Here is a 14404-nt window from a genome sequence, read left to right on the forward strand (position 1 = left end):
CTCTCGCGTGCGCTCAACTCAGGCCAGCTCGAGCTCGTGGGCGATGGCCACCGGGTCGACGGCGATCGGCTTGACCTCGGGCATGCCGGCCAGCGCGTTGTCGGGGTCCTTGAGACCGTTGCCGGTCACCGTGCAGACCACGGTCAGGCCCGAATCCAGCCAGCCCTCCGCGCGGGCGGCCAGCAGACCGGCCACGCTCGCCGCCGACGCGGGCTCGACGAACACGCCCTCGGTCGCCGCGACCAGCCGGTACGCGGCCAGGATCTCCTCGTCGGTGGCCGCGCGGAACGCGCCACCGGACTGCTCCTTGGCCTCCATCGCCCCGTTCCACGACGCCGGGGCGCCGATCCGGATCGCGGTGGCCACGGTCTCGGGGTCACGCACCGGCGCGCCGTTGACCAGCGGGGCCGCACCGGCGGCCTGCACGCCGAGCATGCGCGGCAGCCCCGAGGTGATGCCGTCGGCGTGGTACTCGCGGTACCCACGCCAGTAGGCGGTGATGTTGCCCGCGTTGCCCACCGGCAGCACGTGCACATCGGGCGCCTTGCCCAGCACATCGCAGATCTCGAACGACGCGGTCTTCTGCCCCTCGATTCGCGCCGGGTTCACCGAGTTCACCAGCCCGACCTCGGGGAAGTCCGAGGTGACCTTGCGGGCCAGCTCGAGACAGTCGTCGAAGTTGCCCTCGACCTGGATGATCTTCGCACCCAGCATCACGGCCTGGGCCAGCTTGCCCATCGCGATCTTGCCCTGCGGGATCAGCACCGCGCACTCCATGCCCGCGCGGGTGGCGTAGGCGGCAGCCGAGGCCGAGGTGTTGCCGGTCGAGGCGCACAGCACGGCCTTCTGGCCGCGGTACTTCGCGTCGGTCATCGCCATCGTCATGCCGCGGTCCTTGAAGGAACCGGTCGGGTTGGCACCCTCGACCTTGAGGTACACCTCGCACCCGGTCAGCTCGGACAGGTGCGTCGCGGGGACCAGCGGGGTACCGCCCTCGAACAGGGTGACCGGCTCCCAGTCGGCCGCACCGGCCAGCCGGTCGCGGTAGGCCGCGATCAGACCCGGCCAGCGCGAGTGCACGCCGAGCTGGGGGGCGATGCCAGTGGTGCTCATGATTCTTCGGTGCCTTCCAGTCTGAGAACGCTGGTCACGGAGGTGACGGAATCCATGTCCGCCAATGCCGCGACAGTATCGGCCAGCGAGGACTCCACCGCATGGTGGGTGACGACCACGAGCCGGGCGCCGTCGCCGTGCCCCTGCTGACGCACGGTGGAGATGCTCACCCCGTGCTGAGCGAAGGTGTCGGCCACCGCGGCGAGCACGCCGGGCCGGTCCGCCACCTGCAGGTTCACGTGGTAGCGGGTGGGGGTGTCCCCGATCGGCGCGATCGGCAGCTCAGCATAGACCGACTCGCCGGGAGCGCGGCCACCGTAGAACTTGTTGCGGGCGGCCATCACGAGGTCGCCGAGCACGGCCGAAGCGGTCGGCGCGCCACCGGCGCCCTGACCGTAGAACATCAGCCTACCGGCGTTGTCGGCCTCGACGACGACGGCGTTGAACGCACCGTTGACCGAGGCCAGCGGGTGCTTGCGCGGGATGAGCGCCGGGTACACCCGCACCGAGACGCGGTCCTTGCCGCCTTCGGCGGAGGTGGGCTCGCCCGGACCGGCCGCGACGCGCTCGCAGATGGCGAGCAGCTTCACGGTGCAGCCGACGGCGGAGGCGGTTTCCAGATCCTCGGCGGTGATCTTGGAGATACCCTCGCGATACACATCGGCCGCGGTCACGCGGGTGTGGAAGGCCAGCGAGGCCAGGATGGCGGCCTTGGCGGCGGCGTCGAAGCCCTCGACGTCGGCGGTGGGGTCGGCCTCGGCGTAGCCCAGCTCGGTCGCCTCGGCGAGCACGTCGTCGTAGGCGGCGCCGGTCTCGTCCATCGCGGAGAGGATGAAGTTGGTGGTGCCGTTGACGATGCCGACCACGCGGTTCACCCGGTCACCCGACAGCGACTGGATCAGCGGACGGACCACCGGAATCGCGCCGGCGACGGCGGCCTCGAAGTACAGGTCGGCGCGGCTGCGCTCGGCGGCGGCGGCCAGCTCACCGGTGTAGTCGGCCAGCAGCGCCTTGTTGGCGGTGACGACGGACTTGCCCCCGCTCAGGGCGGCGCCGATCAGCGCACGGGCGGGATCGATGCCGCCCATGACCTCGACCACCAGGTCGACATCGTCGCGGGCGACCAGCGCCTCGGCGTCGGTGGTGAGCAGTTCGGCGGGCAGGCCGCGGTCCTTGCTCAGGTCGCGTACGGCCACGCCGCGCAGCACCAGCGGCGCGCCGACGCGCGAGCGCAGGTCGTCGGCGTGGTCGCGCAGCACGCGGACGACCTCGGTACCCACTGTGCCCATGCCGAGCACGGCGACACCCAGCGGGCGCCCCGCGTCCCCGATCGAATCGCTCCGCGATGCGTTCATCATTCCACCTCCAGGCTGAGCAGGTCCGCCACCGTTTCCCGGCGCAGAATCAGTCGCGACGCACCGTCGCGCACCGCGACCACCGCGGGCCGGGTGAGCTGGTTGTAGCGGCTCGACATCGAGTAGCAGTACGCGCCGGTCGCCGCGACGGCGACCAGGTCACCGGGGCCCGCATCGGCAGGCATCCAGGTGTCACGAATGACGATATCGCCACTCTCGCAATGCTTTCCGACCACACGCGCGACGACCGCATGGGCGTCCGACGAGCGCGAGACCAGACGGCAATCGTAATCGGCCTGGTACAGCGCGGGACGGATATTGTCGCTCATGCCGCCGTCGACGCTGACGTAGCGACGACGCGCGCCACCGTCGAGCTCGACGTCCTTGATGGTGCCGACCTCGTAGAGCGTGACGGTGCCCGGCCCCGCGATGGCGCGGCCCGGCTCGACGGCGATGGTCGGCTCGGGCAGCCCGGCGCGGGCGGCCTCGGCGGCGACCAGACCGCGCAGGTTGGCGGCGAACTCGTCCAGCGGCGGCGGGTTGTCGCTCGGCAGGTACGAGATACCGAGGCCACCGCCCAGATCCAGGGTGGAGATCTGTGCGGTGCGCTCGATACCGAATTTGTCGATGGCCTCGCGGAGCAGGCCGAGCATGCGGCGCGCGGCGATCTCGAAGCCGTCGAGCTCGAAGATCTGCGAGCCGATGTGACTGTGCAGACCGACCAGGCGCAGGTTGTCGGCCTCGAAGACGCGGGCCAGCGCCTCCATGGCGTCGCCACCGGCGATCGAGAAACCGAACTTCTGGTCCTCGTGCGCGGTGGAGATGTACTCGTGGGTGTGCGCCTCGACACCGACGGTGACCCGGACCAGCACGTCCTGCACCACGCCCGCGGCACCGGCGACCGCTTCGAGCCGCTCGATCTCGTAGAGCGAGTCGACGACCACGTGGCCGACGCCCGCGGCGACCGCGGCCTCGAGCTCGGGCACCGACTTGTTGTTGCCGTGCAGCGCGATGCGCTCGGCCGGGAACCCGGCGTGCAGGGCGATGGCCAGCTCGCCACCGGAGCAGACGTCCAGCGACAGCCCCTCGTCGCGGATCCAGCGCGCGATCTCACCGCACAGGAACGCCTTGGACGCGTAGTGCACGCGGGCGTTGGGCCCGAAAGCGCGCACCATGTCGCGGCAGCGGGAGCGGAAATCGTCCTCGTCGACGACGAACAGCGGGGTGCCGTACTGCTGGGCCAGCTCGGTGATCGGCACCCCGGCCACCCGCACGACGCCGTCCTCGCCACGAGCGGCGTTGCGCGGCCACACGTTGGCGGGCAGGTCGATCATCTCGCGCGGATCGGTCGGGCGCTCGGGCAGGCTCGGGGCGTGCGGGATCTCTGCGTGCCGGGGACCGGCCGGGTGTGCACCACTCACAGTTGTGCGTCCTTCCTGAAAAGCTTGCCGGTGGTCACATGCGCTCCGGTGCGCTGACGCCGAGCAGGGCCAAACCGTTGGCCAGCACCTGACGGGTGGCCTTGACCAGTTCGAGCCGGGCGGCGTTGAGCGGGGTGACGGCGTCGTCACCCTTGGGCAGCACGCGCATGTCGTCGTCGGACTGGAAGGGGTGGTAGACACCGGCCAGTTCTTCGAGGTAGCGGGCGATGCGGTGCGGTTCGCGGGTCTCGGCGGCGGTGGCGACCACGCGCGGGAAATCACCGAGGGTGCGGATCAGGTCGCCTTCGCGCGCCGAGGTCATCAGCGCGAAATCCGGTGCGACGGTGGCGAACTCGGCGTACTTGGCGGCATTGCCGAGGATGCTGTTGGTCCGCGAGTGCGCGTACTGCACGTAGTAGACCGGGTTCTCGCTGCTCGCCTTGGTCCACAGGTCGAGATCGATGTCGATGCTCGAGTTCACCGAGGAGCGCACCAGCGAGTAGCGGGCCGCGTCGACGCCGATCTGCTCGACCAGGTCGTTGAGGGTCACCACGGTGCCGGCGCGCTTGCTCATCTTCACGGCCTGGCCGTCGCGGACCAGATTCACCATCTGCCCGATCAGCACCTCGACGGTGTCGGGGTTGTCGCCGAAGGCGGCCGCGGCGGCCTTCAACCGGCCGATGTAGCCGTGGTGGTCGGCGCCGAGCATGTAGATGGCCAGGTCGAAGCCACGCGCGCGCTTGTTCTGGAAGTAGGCGATGTCACCGGCGATGTAGGCGGCGTTGCCGTCGCTCTTGAGGACGACGCGGTCCTTGTCGTCGCCGTATTCGGTGGAGGCGATCCACCAGGCGCCGTCCTTCTCGTACAGGTTGCCGGAGTTCTTGAGCTCCTCGACGGCCCGCTCGACGGCGCCGGAGGCGAACAGTTCGCTCTCGTTGAAGTACACGTCGAAATCGGTGCCGAAGTCGTGCAGATCCTGCTTGATCTGGGCGAACATCTGCTGCACGCCCTCGCGCCGGAACAGTTCGTGCCGCTCGTCGGCGGGCAGGGTGAGCGCGTCGGGGTGCGCGGCGACGATGCTCGCGCTGATCTCCTGGATGTACTCGCCCGCGTAGCCGTCCTCGGGGGTCGGCTCGCCGAGCGCGGCCGCGACCAGCGACTTGGCGAAGCGGTCGATCTGGGCGCCGTGGTCGTTGAAGTAGTACTCCCTGGTCACGTCGGCGCCCTGCGCGGCCAGGATGCGGCCCAGCGCGTCACCGACGGAAGCCCAGCGGGTGCCACCGAGGTGCACGGGGCCGGTCGGGTTGGCGGAGACGAACTCGAGGTTGATCTTGGTGCCGGCCAGGGCGGCGCCGGTGCCGAACTTCTCGCCCGCGGCCAGGATCTGCGCGATGATCGCGCCCTGCGCCGAGGCGGCCAGGCGGATGTTGAGGAAGCCGGGACCCGCGACGTCGGCCACATCGATGCCGTCGGTCGCCGAGAGCGCCTCGGCCAGCCAGCCCGCGAGTTCGCGCGGATTGGTTCCCACGCGCTTGGCCACCTGCATCGCCACATTCGTGGCATAGTCGCCGTGTTCGGGGTTGCGCGGACGCTCCACTGTGACCTGCTCGGGCAGGACCGACGAGTCCAGTCCGCGTTCGACAAGCACCTTCGCGGCGGTGGTGCGAAGGAGATCTGCAAGGTCAGCTGGAGTCACGAGTCTCTATCCTATTGGCTGGGCGCCTCGCAACCACGACCGCCCGGTACGAACGTCCCGATCCACACGTCGAAAGAGCACAACGAGCGATGCCGAGCAGGACCAGCGCCACATCAGCCAAGGCCGTCCGGGCCGCGGGGAAGTCGTCTCCGTCCCGCAAACCCGGCAAGGGCAACCTTCCGCACAAGAAGCGCGACGTGCCCTGGGCCCTGCTGGGCGCCGGTGTCGCGATCGTCGCGCTGATCGGCCTGCTGGCCTACAGCCTGGTGCCCAAGTACCTGGACCAGGCCGCGATCCGGGAAGCCCAGACCGACCTCAAGGAATGGGTGCCGTCCAAGGAGAACCAGGACCCCTCGGCCAAGATCAGCGGCGTCGTCAAGCAGGAGTACCCGGCCGGTCTGCACGTGACCGCGGCCCAGCGCGTCGCCTATGACAAGGCGCCCGCCTACGGTGGCCCGCACGACGGCGCGTGGGCTAACTGCACCGGCACCGTCTACGCCAAGCCGATCCGGATGGAGAACGCGGTCCACTCGCTCGAGCACGGCGCGGTCTGGATCGCCTACAACCCGGACAAGGTCGACGCGGCGGGCGTGGAGAAGCTGTCGAACTACGTCAAGGGCCGCCAGTACTCGCTGATGTCGCCCTACCCGGGCCTCGACGCGCCGATCGCGCTGCAGTCGTGGGGTCACCAGCTCAAGCTCGATTCCGCCGACGACGCGCGGATCAAGCAGTTCATCTCCGCCCTGCGCGAGAACCCCTACGCCTACCCCGAGGTCGGCGCGAGTTGCTCGAACCCGATCTTCGACGCCAACAACCCGCCGCCGTTCGACCCGGCGCCCTACGGCCCCGAGGCCGTGCCGATGGACGGCAAGGGCCTGACCCAGGACCAGTCCGAGCTCGGCGCGGGTGCCGGTCTGCCCGGCGGCGCGGGTCTGCCCGGTCTGCCCGACGGCTTCCAGATGCCGGGCACCCAGCCCGCGGGCCAGTAGTGGGAACCGACAGCGCGGTCGACCCCGACCACACCGCGCCCGAGCCCGAGGACGCCGCGGCCGAGGCGGGCGCGCGTCGCCCGGCCGGGGCGATCCTGGTGCTCGGCGCGATCGGCCTGCTGCTGCTGGGCGCCGTCGCGGGCGTGCTGCTGCGGATGCCGCTGAACGAGGCCGATACTCCGGCGCCGGGCCCTGTCGACGTGGGGTTCAGCCAGGACATGTCGGCCCATCACGCGCAGGCCGTCGACATGGCGGGCGCGGCGCTGATCGGCTCGACCGACAACGACGTGCGCAGGCTCGCCTACGACATCCTCACCACCCAGCAGAACCAGATCGGCCGGATGCAGGGCTGGTTGCAGCTGTGGGGCGAGCCGAACCAGAACGTCGACGGCTACATGGGCTGGATGACCGACCACGGCGCGGGCGCGCACGGCCACGGTGCCGCGACGACCACCGGGCACGCGATGGCGGGCCCGATGACGTCGATGCCCGGCATGGCCAGCCAGGAGGAGATGACGACGCTGCGCCGCTCCACCGGCGCCGCGATGGACACCCTGTTCCTGCAGCTCATGTTGCGCCACCACCAGGGCGGTGTGCCGATGCTCGACTACGCCGCCGAGCACGCCGACACCACCGAGGTGCGCACCCTGGCCGCGCAGATGTCCAAGACCCAAGCGGGCGAGTCCCAGTTGATGGAGAGCATGCTGGCCGCCCGCGGCGCCAGCCCGCTCCCACTGAGCTGATCGACTGCCGGACCGGGTCAACCGCCCGGTCCGGCACCGTTTTTGGCGCACCGCACTCGATGCGATACGCTGTCGCTGCCCGATCGCCTCACCGCGACCGGCATCTATCCCGCCCTCGTAGCTCAGGGGATAGAGCGTCTGCCTCCGGAGCAGAAGGCCGCAGGTTCGAATCCTGCCGAGGGCACACACGAGAACGGCCCCCGACCAGCACACAAGCGGTCGGGGGCCTTTCTGGTCTGCATCCTCAGCTCGCTTCGATGTCACGAGTTGTCACAACCTCACCCAAAGTCCTCGGAGCAGGCGGTGAGCCAGCCCCGGGATACGCACCCCAACCCCGACCAGGGCCGACGCGGTCCAGTCAGCGGTCTACCGGCCCTTGCTCATCTCCGGTCGCGTCAAGCACCGCGATGCCGTTCTCATCGACTGAGGGATCTCCCGCATACGGGCCTAGCTGTGGGGGTGCGCAGCCACTGTCACCGGCACGCGCGTCCTCGGCGAACTCCTCCCAGGTGGACGGCTTCCCGTCCGCAATGAGCGGGTCAGCTTCCCAGTCTTGGCCGGAGTCGCGTTCGTGCACAGGAAGGGACTGTACGCCCGGGACTGAGTGTCACCACGCTGTCACAAGCAGGGCAGACAACCCCGGACCCCGCCGAACCGAACCAGCAGGTGACGGTACGCTGTCGACGTTCGCAGGACTCGCCTGGACGGGCCGGGGCTGCTTCCGGAGCAGAAGGCCGCAGGTTCGAATCCTGCCGAGGGCACATTTCGAGGCCCCGTCCGTTCGGTCGGGGCCTCGTTCGTTTGAGATCAGGTTGTTCACGCACGGTTCCACAGGTTTCGGGGCCTCGCCCCGATGACATAGGAGCGAGGCTTGACGAATCCGCCAGAAGGACAGCAACCGCCGTTCGGGCAGCAGCCGCCCGGGATGCCCTCGGGACCGCCCGGGTACCCGCACGCCGGGTTCGGGCCGGGACAGACGCCGCCCCCGGGGCCGCCCGGAGCGCCGGACGTGTTCCCGCCCCAGCAGCCGCCCAAGAAGAGGCGGACCGGGTTGTTCATCGCGCTGGGCGTGGTCGCGCTGGTGGTGATCGGCGCGCTGGTCACCGGGGTGGTGCTGACGCTCCAGGGGCGCACCCCGTTGTCCTCGGACGAGAAGAAGATCGAGGTCGCGATCCGCGATTTCTACGACACGCTCGACGCGGACGGGTTCATCGCCGCGGCGGAGCTGGCCTGCGAGGCCGACCGGGCCGAGATCGCCAACCTCTCGCCCGAGCAGCGGCAGCAGTTCGATTCGGCGACGGTCTCGGTGACCATCGACAACGTCGAGGACATCGTCATCACCGGTGACACCGCCAAGGCGACGGTGGTCGGCAAGCTGACACTCTCGGTCGCGGGCGAGGAGCCCGACACCGAGGACAGCACCGAAGAGCATCTGAAGAAGGAAGACGGCACCTGGAAGATCTGCTCGGCGCCGGCCACCAAGCACTGATCGAGCCCCCGGCGGCCCGTCCCGAACCCGGGGCGGGCCGCCGTTGCGTCCACGCACGTCAGGCGGGGTATCTTGCTTAGGTAAGCCTCATCATAGGATGGGGTACCTGTGTGGAAGGACGGCGATGACGTCGCGTAGTTGGAAACCCCTGGCCGGGCTGATGGCGATCGCGGTGGCGGCGCTCGGTGTGAGCGCCTGCTCGTCCTCCTCGGGCGACGCCGACGAGATCACCGTCTACAACGCCCAGCACGAGTCGCTCACCAAGGAGTGGGCCGCGGCGTTCACCAAGGAGACCGGGATCAAGGTCGTCCTGCGTCAGGGTGGCGACACCGCGCTGGGCAACCAGCTGGTCGCCGAGGGCGCCAACTCCCCCGCCGACGCCTTCCTCACCGAGAACTCCCCGGCCATGGCACTGGTCGAGAACGCGGGCCTGTTCGCCGACGTCGACAAGGCCACCCTCGACCAGGTCCCCGCCCAGTACCGCCCGTCGACCGGCAAGTGGACCGGTGTCGCGGCGCGTGCCACGGTCTTCGTCTACAACAAGGACAAGCTGCCGACCGCGGGCCTGCCCGCCTCGCTGCTCGACCTGGCGCAGCCGCAGTGGAAGGGCCGCTGGGGCGCGGGCACCTCCGGCGCCGACTTCCAGGCGATCGTCGCGGGCCTGCTCGCGCTGAAGGGCGAGGACGTGACCCGCTCCTGGCTGCAGGGCATGAAGGCCAACGCGACCTCGCTGCAGAACAACGTCGCGACCATGAAGGCGGTGAACTCGGGCAACCCCGAGGGCGGCGTGATTTACCACTACTACTGGTACCGCGATCAGGCCAACACCAAGGAAGGCAGCGCGAACACCGCGCTGCACTACTTCAAGAACCAGGACCCGGGCGCCTTCGTCAGCGTGTCCGGCGGCGGCGTGCTGAAGTCGAGCAAGAAGCAGGAGGCCGCGCAGAAGTTCCTGGCCTACATCACCGGCAAGCAGGGCCAGGAGATCCTGCGCGACGGCACGTCGATGGAGTACCCCGTGGCGAGCGATGTCGCCGCGAACCCCGCGCTGCCACCGCTGGCCGACCTGCAGGCGCCGGCGATCGATCCCAGCAAGCTCGATTCGAAGAAGGTCACCCAGCTGATGACCGAGGCGGGACTGCTGTAAGTGGCCCTGCGGACCGCATCGACGACAGCACCCCGGGTCGGCAGGCCCGGGGTGTTCGTCACGCTCGTCGCGCTGACATTGACGGCGGCGACCTTCATTCCCCTGGGCTACATCGTCTCGGTGCTGTTCGACACCGGCCTGCGTGAAGCCGCCGCGCTGGTGTTCCGGCCACGGGTCGGCGAGTTGCTCACCAATACCGTCGCGCTGGTGGTGTGGACGGTTCCGGTGTGTGTGGTGCTCGGGGTCGGGCTGGCCTGGCTGGTCGAGCGCACCGACGTGCCGGGCCGGGCGTGGTGGGGTCCGGTGCTGGTCGCGCCGCTGGCGGTGCCCGCGTTCGTCAACAGCTACGGCTGGGTGAGCGCGTTCCCGTCGATGTACGGGCTGTCGGCGGCGGTCATCGTGGCCACGATGTCGTACTTCCCGCTGGTGTATCTGCCGGTGGCCGCCACGCTGCGCCGCCTCGATCCGGCCGTCGAGGAGTCGGCGCGCGCCCTCGGCTCGGGGCCGTTGGAAGTGTTCTGGCGCATCGTGGTGCCGCAGTTGCGGCTGGCGATCCTGGGCGGCGCGCTGCTGATCGGTCTGCACCTGCTCGCCGAGTACGGCGCGTTTGTGATGCTGCGCTACGACACGTTCACCACCGCGATCTTCGAGCAGTACCAGAGCAGTTTCGCCGGACCCGCGGGCAGCATGCTGGCCGGTGTGCTCGTCCTGTGCTGTCTGACGCTGCTCGGCGGCGAGGCGCTGCTGCGCGGGAACGCACGCTACGCCAGGCTGGGCGCGGGCGCGCAGCGCGCGGCGCGGCCGATCGCCCTGGGCTGGTGGCGGATTCCGCTGTTCGGCGTGCTGGTCGCGGTGGTCGGTGGCGCGCTCGGCGTGCCGCTGTGGACGATCGGGCGCTGGTTGTGGCTGGGCGGCGCGGCGGTCTGGGACACCGCGGTGATCGGGCAGGCGCTGGGCCAGACGATCGGTCTGGCGGCGGCGGCCGCGCTGATCACCACCCTGTGCGCGTTCCCCGTCGCGTGGATCGCGGTGCGCTCGACCAGCAGGTTCGCCCGGGTGATCGAGGGCGCGAACTACATCACCAGCTCGCTGCCCGGCATCGTGATCGCGCTCGCGCTGGTGACGGTCACCATCCGCTGGACCCCGCCGCTCTATCAGACGGTGACGCTGGTCGTGATCGCCTACGCGCTGATGTTCCTGCCCCGCGCGCTGGTGAGCGTGCGGGCCGGGCTGGCACAGGTGCCGGTCGGACTGGAGGAGGTGTCGCGCTCGCTGGGCGAATCGGCCTCGGCCACGTTCTTCCGGGTGACCCTGCGGATGACCGCGCCCGCCGCCGCCTCGGCCGCGGCGCTGGTGTTCGTCGCCGTGTCCACCGAGCTCACCGCGACACTGTTGCTGGCGCCCAATGGAACTCGCACGTTGGCCATGCAGTTCTGGGGCCTGTCGGGCGAACTCGACTACGCCGGCGCCGCACCGTACGCGCTGATCATGATCGTCGCCGCGATCCCGGTGACCTATGTGCTGTTCACCCAGTCCAGAAAGGCGGCCGGGGTATGAGTCGGCTTCTCGTGCGCGCGGTGTCGAAGACCTTCGGCTCGACGCGGGTCCTCGACCACATCGATCTCGACGTCCCCGACGGCACCGCCGCGGCCGTCGTCGGCGCGTCGGGCTGCGGCAAGACGACGCTGCTCCGGGTGATCGCCGGCTTCGAGGCGCCCGAGACGGGCACCGTGCAGCTGGGCGCGGAAACCGTTGTGCGCCACGATGTCTGCCTGCCACCACAGCGCAGGCGGATCGGCTACGTCGCGCAGGACGGTGCGTTGTTCCCGCACCTGAGCGTCGCCGACAACATCGCCTACGGCCTGCACACCGGCTGGCGCGGGCTGGGCGATCGGCTGCGCCGTCACCGCGACCGCGACCGCGTCGTCGAGCTGCTGGCGATGGTGTCGCTGGATCCCGGTTACGCCGATCGCACGCCGCACCAGCTCTCCGGCGGCCAGCAGCAGCGGGTGGCGCTGGCCCGGGCACTGGCCCGCAAGCCCGATCTGATGCTGCTCGACGAGCCTTTCAGCGCCCTCGACACCGGCCTGCGCGCCACCACCCGCCAGGCGGTCGCCGACACCCTGCGCGCCGCGGGCATGACCAGCATCCTGGTCACCCACGATCAGGAGGAGGCGCTGAGCTTCGCCGAACAGGTGGCCGTCATGCGCGACGGCCGCTTCACCCAGGTGGGCCCGCCCGAGCAGGTCTATCACCATCCGGCCGACCTGTTCACCGCCCGCTTCCTCGGCGACTGCATTCTGCTCGACGCACTCTGCGAGGCCGACGTCGCCAAGTCCGCGCTCGGCGCGGTCCCGGTCCAGCGCGACGCCCCCACCGGCGAGACCACCCTGATGCTGCGGCCCGAACAACTCACCGCCGAGGTCGTCACCGCCGAGCACAGCGGGACGGTGACCGAGGTCGACTTCCGCGGTCCCGATGTCATCCTGACCATCGAGCTGGCCGAGGGCGCCGGGACCGTCACGGTCCGCCGCACCGGCATCGCGGCACCCGCGCGCGGCGATCGCGTGCGCCTGACCGTGCAGGGTTCCGGGACGGCCTACGAGAAATAGGCGCTCCACCCGTGCGGGTGAAACGCCTATTCCGACCAGAGCGAGCGGCGGGAATCGAACCCGCGTGAACGGCTTTGCAGACCGTTGCCTCAACCACTCAGCCACGCCCGCCTCGTCCTAGAGAGTGCCCGGTTCGGCCCACGTTGCCCAGGGTTGCGCTCGGCCTGAGCGAAATGCCGGTTCGCCGACTGGGCGGCAGCGACCTGGCCCTATGCGATGATCAATGCCATGTCTCGGCCACGACCGCTTCCGCATGACCCGATCGCCGAAGCGCACCGGCAATGGACCGGGCACGGCTGGGGCGCGGTGGCCGACGGAATGGCCGCGGTGACGTCGCTGGTGCGGGCCCAGCAGATCGTGATGGCCAGGGTCGACGAGGCGCTCAAACCGTCGGGGCTGACGTTCTCCCGCTACGAGCTGCTGCAATTGCTCAGCTTCAGCAAGACGGGCGCGCTGCCGATGGCCAAGGCCAGCGCGCGCCTGCAGGTGCATCCGACCAGCGTGACCAATACCGTGGACCGGCTCGAGGCGGCAGGCCTGGTGGTCCGGGTGCCGCATCCGAGCGACCGGCGCGCGACGCTGATCGAAATCACCGATGCGGGAAGGACATCGGTCGCCGAGGCGACCGCGGCACTGAACGCGCAGGTGTTCGCCGAGCCCGGCCTGCCGCCGGACCGGATCCGCGCCCTGCTGACCCTGCTCGCCGAATTCCGGCACGAGGCGGGCGACTACGAGGCTCCCGACACCGAAAACCTCGCATTCCACGCGACCTGGCAACCGACGGGCGAATCACCGCGCGACTCGCTTGGCAGCTAGCCGAAATTGGTCCACGATGTAGCGCATGGTGCTGGTCCTGGGGGTATCGGCGGGTGCGGGTGGTGCCCGCGCCGTGCTGACCCACTCCGATCAGCCGCACCTGCCACCGGTGGACCGGCTCCGGCTACCGCGCAGGGCGGGCGGCTCGGTCGACGAAGCGGTGTTGTCGGTGATCCGCCGGATGCGGGTCGCGGCACTGGCGCGCGGTGAGTGTGTCACCGCCACGGCGGTCACCTGCCGCAGTGAGTCGCACGCCGACGCGATCCGGGCGGCGGTCGGTAAGTCCGAGGTCGGCATCGTCGACGAGCCGCTGGCGCAGCTGCGCTATCTGCGCTTCACCGGCATGCTGCCCGACTCCGACTCGGTGATCCTCTACGACCTGGGCTGCTCGGGCCTGACTGTCACCCATGCCGATTGCCGCACCGACACGATCCTGGCGAGCAGGCGCAGCACGGTACTCAGCGGCGACGGCTACGACGCGCTGCTGCGCTGGCAGCTCGCGCGCGGCGGTGTGCTGGCCGACGCGCGCACCACCAGGGAGCATCGCGAGTCGCTGAGCCGGGCCAGGGTGGTGACGGCAACCGACGCCGATACCGGCGGCCGCGCCGTGGTGACCCGCAGCGATCTGGCCGAGCTGTGCGAGGCGGGTCTGCATCATTCGGCCTCGTTCGTGCGTCAGGTGGTCGAGGAGACGGGGATGCGGCCGGGTGCGCTGGTGCTGCTCGGCGGCTGTACCCGCAATCCGTCGCTGCGCGCCGATCTGGCCCACCGCATCGGGCTGCCGATCGTCTACGACCCCGAGCCGGATTACGTCTCGGCGCGCGGCGCGGTCCTGCTGGCCGCGCAGCGCCCCGCTCGCCTGCGGATGCCGCGGCTGCGGGCGGGCAGCGCGGTGGTCACCCGCGAGGCCCGGCCTCGACCCGGCCGGCGAAAACTCCTCGCCGCGATGGCGGTGACGGCCACGCTCGGCGGCACGGTCGCCGGACTGCTCGGCACCGACGACTCGTCGGGGCGGGGCCCCCC

12 protein-coding genes and 3 tRNA genes are annotated in these 14404 nt (G+C 70.2%); 10 read left to right on the forward strand and 5 right to left on the reverse strand.

Translation table 11 applies throughout. The features are described 5' to 3' along the window. Nucleotides 1–18 precede the first annotated feature (18 nt). Genes thrC through argS form a run of 4 tightly spaced genes read right to left on the reverse strand, consistent with a single transcriptional unit; the run spans nt 19 to nt 5585 of the window. Nucleotides 19–1113, reverse strand: a complete 1095-nt coding sequence (thrC, locus tag V8688_RS16155) for a threonine synthase (protein WP_342801140.1) — start codon at nt 1111–1113, stop codon at nt 19–21. Beyond that, nucleotides 1110–2468 (reverse strand): homoserine dehydrogenase, encoded by a 1359-nt coding sequence (locus V8688_RS16160; protein WP_316573688.1) that lies wholly within the window; start codon nt 2466–2468, stop codon nt 1110–1112. The genes thrC and V8688_RS16160 overlap by 4 nt, the downstream gene beginning before the upstream one ends. After that, nucleotides 2468–3889 (reverse strand): diaminopimelate decarboxylase, encoded by a 1422-nt coding sequence (gene lysA, locus V8688_RS16165; protein ID WP_316573687.1) that lies wholly within the window; start codon nt 3887–3889, stop codon nt 2468–2470. Before lysA ends, V8688_RS16160 begins: the two co-directional genes overlap by 1 nt. A 34-nt stretch (nt 3890–3923) precedes the next feature. Next, a complete protein-coding gene (argS, locus tag V8688_RS16170; RefSeq protein WP_342801141.1) occupies nt 3924–5585 on the reverse strand; it encodes an arginine--tRNA ligase in 1662 nt (553 codons plus the stop codon). An 89-nt stretch (nt 5586–5674) separates the two neighbouring features. Here argS and V8688_RS16175 point away from each other — a divergent pair, with 89 nt between their 5' ends. The 8 genes from V8688_RS16175 to V8688_RS16210 all read left to right on the forward strand — a co-directional run bounded on the left by V8688_RS16175 (nt 5675) and on the right by V8688_RS16210 (nt 12565). Then, nucleotides 5675–6574, forward strand: coding sequence for a DUF3105 domain-containing protein (locus V8688_RS16175; RefSeq protein WP_218721198.1), 900 nt, complete (start codon nt 5675–5677; stop codon nt 6572–6574). Continuing rightward, complete coding sequence (locus V8688_RS16180) at nt 6574–7317, forward strand: DUF305 domain-containing protein (protein ID WP_218721199.1); 744 nt, start codon at nt 6574–6576, stop codon at nt 7315–7317. The genes V8688_RS16175 and V8688_RS16180 overlap by 1 nt, the downstream gene beginning before the upstream one ends. Before the next feature lie 111 nt (nt 7318–7428). Next, a tRNA-Arg gene (locus V8688_RS16185) sits at nt 7429–7501 on the forward strand. A 514-nt stretch (nt 7502–8015) separates the two neighbouring features. Beyond that, nucleotides 8016–8078: transfer RNA gene (locus V8688_RS16190), tRNA-Ser, on the forward strand. Nucleotides 8079–8188: 110 nt separating this feature from the next. Then, nucleotides 8189–8806, forward strand: a complete 618-nt coding sequence (locus V8688_RS16195; RefSeq protein WP_342801142.1) for a hypothetical protein — start codon at nt 8189–8191, stop codon at nt 8804–8806. 160 nt (nt 8807–8966) lie between these two features. Further along, nucleotides 8967–9953 carry an iron ABC transporter substrate-binding protein gene (locus tag V8688_RS16200; RefSeq protein WP_255588558.1) on the forward strand — a complete coding sequence of 329 codons (987 nt, stop codon included), beginning with the start codon at nt 8967–8969 and terminating at the stop codon, nt 9951–9953. Nucleotides 9954–10004: 51 nt separating this feature from the next. Next, nucleotides 10005–11510, forward strand: coding sequence for an iron ABC transporter permease (locus tag V8688_RS16205; protein WP_342801149.1), 1506 nt, complete (start codon nt 10005–10007; stop codon nt 11508–11510). Continuing rightward, complete coding sequence (locus V8688_RS16210; protein ID WP_218721202.1) at nt 11507–12565, forward strand: ABC transporter ATP-binding protein; 1059 nt, start codon at nt 11507–11509, stop codon at nt 12563–12565. The genes V8688_RS16205 and V8688_RS16210 overlap by 4 nt, the downstream gene beginning before the upstream one ends. A gap of 39 nt (nt 12566–12604) precedes the next feature. Here the strand turns inward: V8688_RS16210 and V8688_RS16215 are convergent. After that, nucleotides 12605–12676, reverse strand: a tRNA-Cys gene (locus V8688_RS16215). A gap of 117 nt (nt 12677–12793) precedes the next feature. Between V8688_RS16215 and V8688_RS16220 the strand changes: the two genes are divergently transcribed. Both V8688_RS16220 and V8688_RS16225 read left to right on the forward strand, forming a co-directional pair. Next, the gene (locus tag V8688_RS16220; RefSeq protein WP_255588551.1) at nt 12794–13381 is read left to right on the forward strand and encodes a MarR family transcriptional regulator; all 588 of its coding nucleotides are present in this window, start codon (nt 12794–12796) and stop codon (nt 13379–13381) included. Between the two features lie 25 nt (nt 13382–13406). Then, nucleotides 13407–14404, forward strand: a 998-nt coding sequence (locus V8688_RS16225) for a hypothetical protein (RefSeq protein ID WP_342801143.1), incomplete at its 3' end; no start/stop codon positions are given.

It is taken from the genome of Nocardia sp. No.11 (assembly GCF_038752175.1).
Taxonomy (GTDB): Bacteria; Actinomycetota; Actinomycetes; order Mycobacteriales; family Mycobacteriaceae; genus Nocardia; species Nocardia canadensis.

What these genes read in the sequence shown, in the direction of transcription:
- thrC (WP_342801140.1), bottom strand. Translation starts at nt 1,113, where the DNA reads ATGAGCACCACTGGCATCGCCCCCCAGCTCGGCGTGCACTCGCGCTGG.
- V8688_RS16160 (WP_316573688.1), bottom strand. Translation starts at nt 2,468, where the DNA reads ATGAACGCATCGCGGAGCGATTCGATCGGGGACGCGGGGCGCCCGCTG.
- V8688_RS16175 (WP_218721198.1), top strand. Translation starts at nt 5,675, where the DNA reads ATGCCGAGCAGGACCAGCGCCACATCAGCCAAGGCCGTCCGGGCCGCG.
- V8688_RS16200 (WP_255588558.1), top strand. Translation starts at nt 8,967, where the DNA reads ATGGCGATCGCGGTGGCGGCGCTCGGTGTGAGCGCCTGCTCGTCCTCC.
- V8688_RS16210 (WP_218721202.1), top strand. Translation starts at nt 11,507, where the DNA reads ATGAGTCGGCTTCTCGTGCGCGCGGTGTCGAAGACCTTCGGCTCGACG.
- V8688_RS16220 (WP_255588551.1), top strand. Translation starts at nt 12,794, where the DNA reads ATGTCTCGGCCACGACCGCTTCCGCATGACCCGATCGCCGAAGCGCAC.